Here is a 6,000-nt window from a genome sequence, read left to right as displayed (position 1 = left end):
GAGAGGAGGCTGGGATACTGTTATTATGTTGGAAAAGGAATCAGAGAAGACAAGCGGGAGGCGGTGAAGTGGTACCGTTTGGCCGCCGGGCAGGGGAACGCGGAAGCCCAGTGGAGGCTGGGAGACTTTTATTTTTGGGGAGAAGGAATCAGGGAGGACAAGCAGGAGGCGGTGAAGTGGTACCGTCTGGCCGCCGATCAGGGGAACGCGGAAGCCCAGTGGAGGCTGGGCGATTGTTATTTTTTCGGACACGGAGTTGGGAAGAATAAAAGAGAAGCCGTAAACTGGTATTTTTTGTCAGCCGAAAAAGGAAATGCAGAAGCTCAAAGAAGATTGGGCGCGTGTTTTTATTTTGGGCATGGGGTTGCTAAAAACAGGCAGGAAGCGATACGCTGGTATCGTCTGGCTGCGGAACAGGGAAATTCCGTTGCCATCTCCATGCTGAAGAAGCTGGGAGTAATGTAAAGGGAAGAGCGAAGAGCATAGTAACTGTATTTATAAAAAGATGAAAGTTATGGAACAGTCGGAAGAAAGGCTATCCCGTATTAATGCATATAATAAACTTGTGGATGCCGCAATATTGACAAAAACAAGTTCTAAGTCAGTTGCAGACATCGTGAACCATGAGTTGGGAATAGAGTGTAATGCGTCTGACGTACAGGAGATTTTGAAGTCTTCCGTATCTGCTTCCGATATGCATAAAATCCGCAGAGAAATAGAGGAAAATGCTTCTATAAAAATGGAGAATGCGAATGGAACTTCATTTTTAAGAAAATATGTCAGTTTTTCCGGTCGTATTTCCAGATCTGAATATTGGGCGCTGAAGTTGCTGATATTGCCAATTATGGTTATTATTCTTCTTAATGGAGTTGCAATGGTGTGGGATAAAACAGGGAATGATTTAGGAATATTAGTTTTATTTGTGATTATTTTTATTTCTTATATATATTTCAATATTGTTGCAGATGTCAGGAGGCTTCATGACATAGGAGAGAGCGGATGGTTGGTGCTTTTAGAACTAGTTCCTTTGGTCAACATTGTCATTGCGGCGTTTCTTTTTTTTAAAGGTAGCCAATCAGCTGGTAATCAACATAAAGACTTAAAATCTTCTCACTGAAAAACGGTTGAGTATTTGGTATTTGCCCTGGGACGGACAGGGCATTTTTTGATGTAATACCAAACGGATTTTGTCAGTTTTTTTCGGAATGGATAGCAGGCGTTTCCTCTTTTCCCGCTGAAGGTGCTGGGGAGGCGTCCCGAAGGGTTTTCAGCAGAGCCGCCATGGTGTCTATGTCCTCATCCGTCATGGAGGAAAGGTCGTCCAGTTTCTTTTTAATGGCTTCAATTTCCTCTTCCCGGTACGGCAGCGCTTCTCCGCCGTGGGGACTCAGAAAGAAGGACGTGATGGTGCTGGTGAGCGTTCCCACGAATCCGATGCCCGTGAGCATCAGGAATACAGCCAGGAATTTGCCTGAAGTGGTGACCGGATAGGTATCCCCGTAGCCTACGGTGGTAGCCGTGACGAAGGACCACCAGATGCCGTTGGGCAGGCTCATGCCCTCCGCCAGATGGATGCCTACGGCCCCCAGCAGGATGATGACCAGGGCGGCGATGCAGATATACTTGAATCCGTTCGTGTTGAAGAAACGCCGGATGCGCGTGGTGAACCTCATGGCATAGGAAAACAGGTCCAGATACCTGGCGAGCCTTAAAATTTCCCCCAGCGAGGCGAACCTGAACAGGCGGAACAGGGCGTCAAAGGGAATAATGGCCAACAAATCCCAGGGGTGTTCCTTAACGAAGAGCCATTTGGACCGGCTGATGGAGAAGCGGACCACATAATCCAGCACAAAAATCCAGTAGATGACGCGGTCCGCCGTGACTTCCCATTCCGCCGCTTCCGTGGTCAGGTCAATGGCGGTCAGCGTTACGGCGACCAGGGCCAGCAGGCACATGCCCGCTTGATAGGCCAGCCTCAGGAACAGAATGTGGCGGGGCATGCGGCGTAACGCGTTCATGGCGGGAAGAGAAATGAAAAAGCCGCCCCCGGCGGGGTGGGCAGGGAGCGGCTTGGGGAGAGAGGCTGTTTCCTCCGGGCCCCTTACTTCAGCAGGAGCTGTTCCATCAGGGCCTGGGAGGACTGGGCCAGCACGGCGGGATCGTCCAGCATGCCGGCGCGGAGCAGGGCGGTATTCGCGATCTGGTCCGCCACCATTTGCGCCAGTTCCGGGTTTTCCGTCCGCAGGGCGGAAAGCTTTTTCACCAGCGGGTTGGAGGGGTTCAGTTCCAGCTGCGGATGGCTTTCCGGCACTTCCTGCCCCATGGCTTTCATGTACGCCCTCATTTCCGGCCCCATGTCATTGCCGCTTTGCAGGGCTACGGCGGCTCCGCTGACCAGGCGCTTGCCCAGGGTGACTTTGGAGAATTTGTCCGGGTACAGCCCTTTCAGCCATTCTTCCAGGGCCGCGGCTTCCTCCTGGGGCAGGGCGTCCTTCTGTTCCTCTTCCAGGGCGGGGAGTTCCACGTCGGCGCGGTCGATCATCGTGACGGGCTTGCCGTCCACGCTGGACAGGGAGTCCAGCACGAATTCGTCCCCGTGGTCCGTGAAGAAGGCCACCTCATAGCCGCGGGCTTTGAAGGCTTCCAGGTACGGGCTGTTTTCCAGATGGGAACGGGAGGGGCCGGTAAGCGCGTAAATGGCCGTCTGCCCTTCCTTCATGCGGGTGACGTAGTCTTCAAATGAGGTCGTTTCCCCCGGTTCCGTGGCCGTGGATTCAAAACGGAGCAGTTTGCCCAGGGATTCCTTGTTCGGCCAGGAGGTGACGACGCCTTCTTTCAGGTAGCGGGAGAATTGCGCGTAGAATTCCCTGTAGGTTTCCTGATCGTCCTTCGCCAGTTTTTCCAGATGCTTGATGAAGCGTTTGGTGATGATGTCGCTGATTTTGCGCACCAGGGAGTTGTCCTGAAGCATTTCGCGGGAAATGTTCAGGGGCAGGTCCTCGCTGTCCACCACGCCGTTCAGGAAGCGGAGCCATTCCGGCAGCAGGCCTTCCGGCTTGGCGTCAATCAGCACGCGCTTGCAGTACAGGGCCACGTTGGCGTCCACGCGGCCGAATCCGAACATTTCCGGATTGCGCCTGGGGATGAAAAGCAGGGCATTCAGGGCAATAGGGGCGTCCGCGCTGAAGTGCATGTAGGACAGGGGTTTTTCATCCGTGTGGGCAATGAACTGGTAAAATTCATCATATTCCTCCGGTTTCACGTCGGATTTGGACTTGGACCAGATGGCCTGAACGGTGTTGACGCGCTCTCCGTTGAAGTTGAGAGGGAACCCCACGAAGTTGGAGTAGCGGCGCAGGAGCTCCTTCACGCGGTATTCCTGGGAGAACTCTTCATATTCGTCTTTCAGGCGGATGACGATGCGGGTGCCCCGGTCCAGCGGTTCCGCCAGCGTCTCGATGCTGTAGCCTTCCCGTCCGTCAGAAGACCAGCGCAGGGAGGCGGCTTCCGGTTCATAGGAATGGGTGAACACTTCCACCCGGTCCGCCACCATAAACGAGCTGTAGAAGCCCACGCCGAACTGGCCGATCAGGTCCGCTCCGCCTTCCTGCTTCTGCTTGAGGGCCTCCATGAATTTTTTGGTGCCGGAGTGGGCGATGGTTCCCAGGTTTTCCACCAGGTCCGCTTCCGTCATCCCGATGCCGGTGTCCGCAATGGTGATGGTCTTGTTTTCCTTATCCGTGGTGACGGTGATTTCCAGGGGCTTGTCCGGCTGGTAAATATTAGAATCCGTCAGCTGCTTCAGACGCAGTTTTTCCAGGGCGTCGGAAGCGTTGGAAACAAGCTCGCGGACAAAGATTTCACGGTCGCTGTAAAGGGCGTTGATGACAATGTCCAGCAGCTGCCGGACTTCCGCCTGAAATTGATGTGTTTCTGTATTCATATGGAAAAATGTTTTGCGAGCGTCATTATACGGCCCCCGTCAAGGGGGATGGACAGTTTTTCTCCCTGGGCCCGGGCGTCCCATGTCACACAAAAAGGCTTTTTCACAGGCATGGGGGCCGGGCGTTTTTCCTTGAAACAATTCCGGAAACCGAACAGTATTATTTAACAAATGATTTTCTCACCATTGTTGAAAAAGGGGATTCTTTTACTGGCCTTCTGCGGCGTGCTGGGCGGAGGCGTGCTTTCCGCCCAGGAAACAGGGGGCTCGCCGATTACGGAGGAGGGTTTGAAGGCATTGGATTCCAATGTGTTCGCCAATGAATACATGCTTGCATTGAAGCCCAATGTCACGCGCGACCGCATCGCCAAAATTAAGGATCCCTTTGTGCGTGGGCTCGCCGAGCAGATGGCGGAGAAGAAATTTGACCGCAAGGCCCGCGCCCTGACGGCGGAGCCGTATGAACCGGTCAAGGATCTGGCGGAACGCCTGCGCACCAGCCAGTACAGCAAATTTGAAAATCCCACCGGCATCTTTTTTGAAGAGGGGGAGGACGTATTGCTGGTCATGGGGGATCCCAAAGGTGAAAAACTGAATCTGGTTATCCACAATTTCGGGCGGGACGGAGGCCACAGCTCCTATCCGCTGAAAGAGGGGGTCAACATCATCAGGGCGAAGAACAAGGGGCTTGGCTACATTGAGTATTTCACATCCAATTACAAGAAAGCGCCCAAGGTGCATTTGTCCATTTTGTCCGGCAAGGTGAATGGAGTTTTCGTGGGAGGCGTCAGCAAAAACAGCGACTGGAAGAGGATGCTGGAAAACTCCCCCACGGAAGTTGTGGACATCGTGGGCAACCGCGTGCATCTGGTGTATCCGGTGGAGGAACTTAAACAATTCTGCCCGGACAAGGGGGAGGAGCTCATTGCCCTGTACGACAGGATTATCGGCATGGAGCAGCAGATCATGGGCCTGTACAAGTACAGGATGCTGCCCAAAAACCGGATGTTCGGCCGTGTGATCTGGAACGGGTTCATGCATGCGGACGGCACGGGGGCCGCCTTTCATAACGGCACCATGAAGGAGGTAGGCAATCCGGACAGGATTCCCGGCAGCGCCTGGGGGATTGCCCATGAGTTCGGCCACGTCAACCAGGTGCGCCCCGCCATGAAATGGGTATCCACCGGAGAAGTGACCAATAACATTTACTCCGCTTACGTGAATTACATGCTGAATCCCTCCAGCATGCGCCTGGAGCATGAACGCATCAACGGCGGGGACGGCAACATGATTGGCGGCCGCTTCAACGCCTATCTGAACAACGGCATTTTGAAGGGGGAAAACTGGCTTGTCCAGAGCGGGCCGGACAAGCGTTCCGGCGGGGATAACCGTCCGATGGTGCACGACCATTTTGTCAAGCTGGCTCCCCTGTGGCAGCTGGAGCTGTACTTCAAGATAGCCGGGAAGGGCAATCCCGACTTTTATCCGGATATCTTTTATAAGGCCATCAAGATGGATACCAGGGGCAAGAAGGATGGAGAGCTCCAGCTTGCGTTCATGAAGAACGCCTGCGACGCCGCCAGACAGGACCTGACGGATTTTTTCCGGAAAACGGGCATGCTCAAGCCCATTGACCAGGAATTGGACGACTACACCTGCGCCCGCATGACCATCACGGAGGCCGACTGCAAGAACCTGATTGCCTACGCCAGGAAGTACAAAAAGCCGGAAAGCCCCGTCATTTACTATATTTCCGTCAATAGCGCGGAAGCATATAAGAACCGACTGCCTGTCCGCGGCGTTTACAACCAGGGCGTTACGGAGCAGGGCAACAGGCGCATTATTTCCCATGACGTGTGGAAAAACGCCGTCGTCTTTGAAACATACAAAGACAGGGAAATGGTCCGCATCACCATGGCGGGGACGGATTCCAGGGATAATTCCTCCACTACGGTTCCCTATCCGGAAGGTTCTACGCGGATTGAAGCCGTTTCCTGGGACGGCAGGCGTACGCTGGTGTACGGCAAACGCCCTGACAAATGAAAGCTTAAGAGGTT

Annotated in this window: 5 protein-coding genes; 3 read left to right on the top strand and 2 right to left on the bottom strand. The window is 53.9% G+C overall.

Features of this window, described 5'->3' with window-relative positions; genetic code table 11:
• Positions 1-465 (top strand): tetratricopeptide repeat protein (locus BHW66_RS00330; protein ID WP_286688803.1); only part of this gene is annotated, 465 nt, incomplete at its 5' end.
• 49 nt (positions 466-514) lie between these two features.
• The gene (locus tag BHW66_RS00325; protein ID WP_286688802.1) at positions 515-1,117 is read left to right on the top strand and encodes a DUF805 domain-containing protein; all 603 of its coding nucleotides are present in this window, start codon (positions 515-517) and stop codon (positions 1,115-1,117) included.
• 73 nt (positions 1,118-1,190) lie between these two features.
• On the opposite strand, the gene BHW66_RS00320 is transcribed toward BHW66_RS00325, so the two are convergent.
• Entirely contained in the window at positions 1,191-2,018 is an 828-nt protein-coding gene (locus BHW66_RS00320; RefSeq protein ID WP_123052299.1) for a potassium channel family protein, read from the bottom strand.
• Positions 2,019-2,101: 83 nt separating this feature from the next.
• A complete protein-coding gene (gene htpG, locus BHW66_RS00315) occupies positions 2,102-3,943 on the bottom strand; it encodes a molecular chaperone HtpG (protein ID WP_102733319.1) in 1,842 nt (613 codons plus the stop codon).
• 171 nt (positions 3,944-4,114) lie between these two features.
• Here htpG and BHW66_RS00310 point away from each other — a divergent pair, with 171 nt between their 5' ends.
• Positions 4,115-5,986, top strand: coding sequence for a M60 family metallopeptidase (locus tag BHW66_RS00310; RefSeq protein ID WP_102739354.1), 1,872 nt, complete (start codon positions 4,115-4,117; stop codon positions 5,984-5,986).
• The last annotated feature ends 14 nt before the right edge of the window (positions 5,987-6,000 follow it).

The sequence above is a fragment of the Akkermansia sp. 54_46 genome (assembly GCF_001917295.1).
GTDB lineage: Bacteria > Verrucomicrobiota > Verrucomicrobiia > Verrucomicrobiales > Akkermansiaceae > Akkermansia > Akkermansia muciniphila.
Note: the sequence above shows the minus strand (reverse complement) of the source record. Positions and strands in the feature narration are given on the sequence as shown.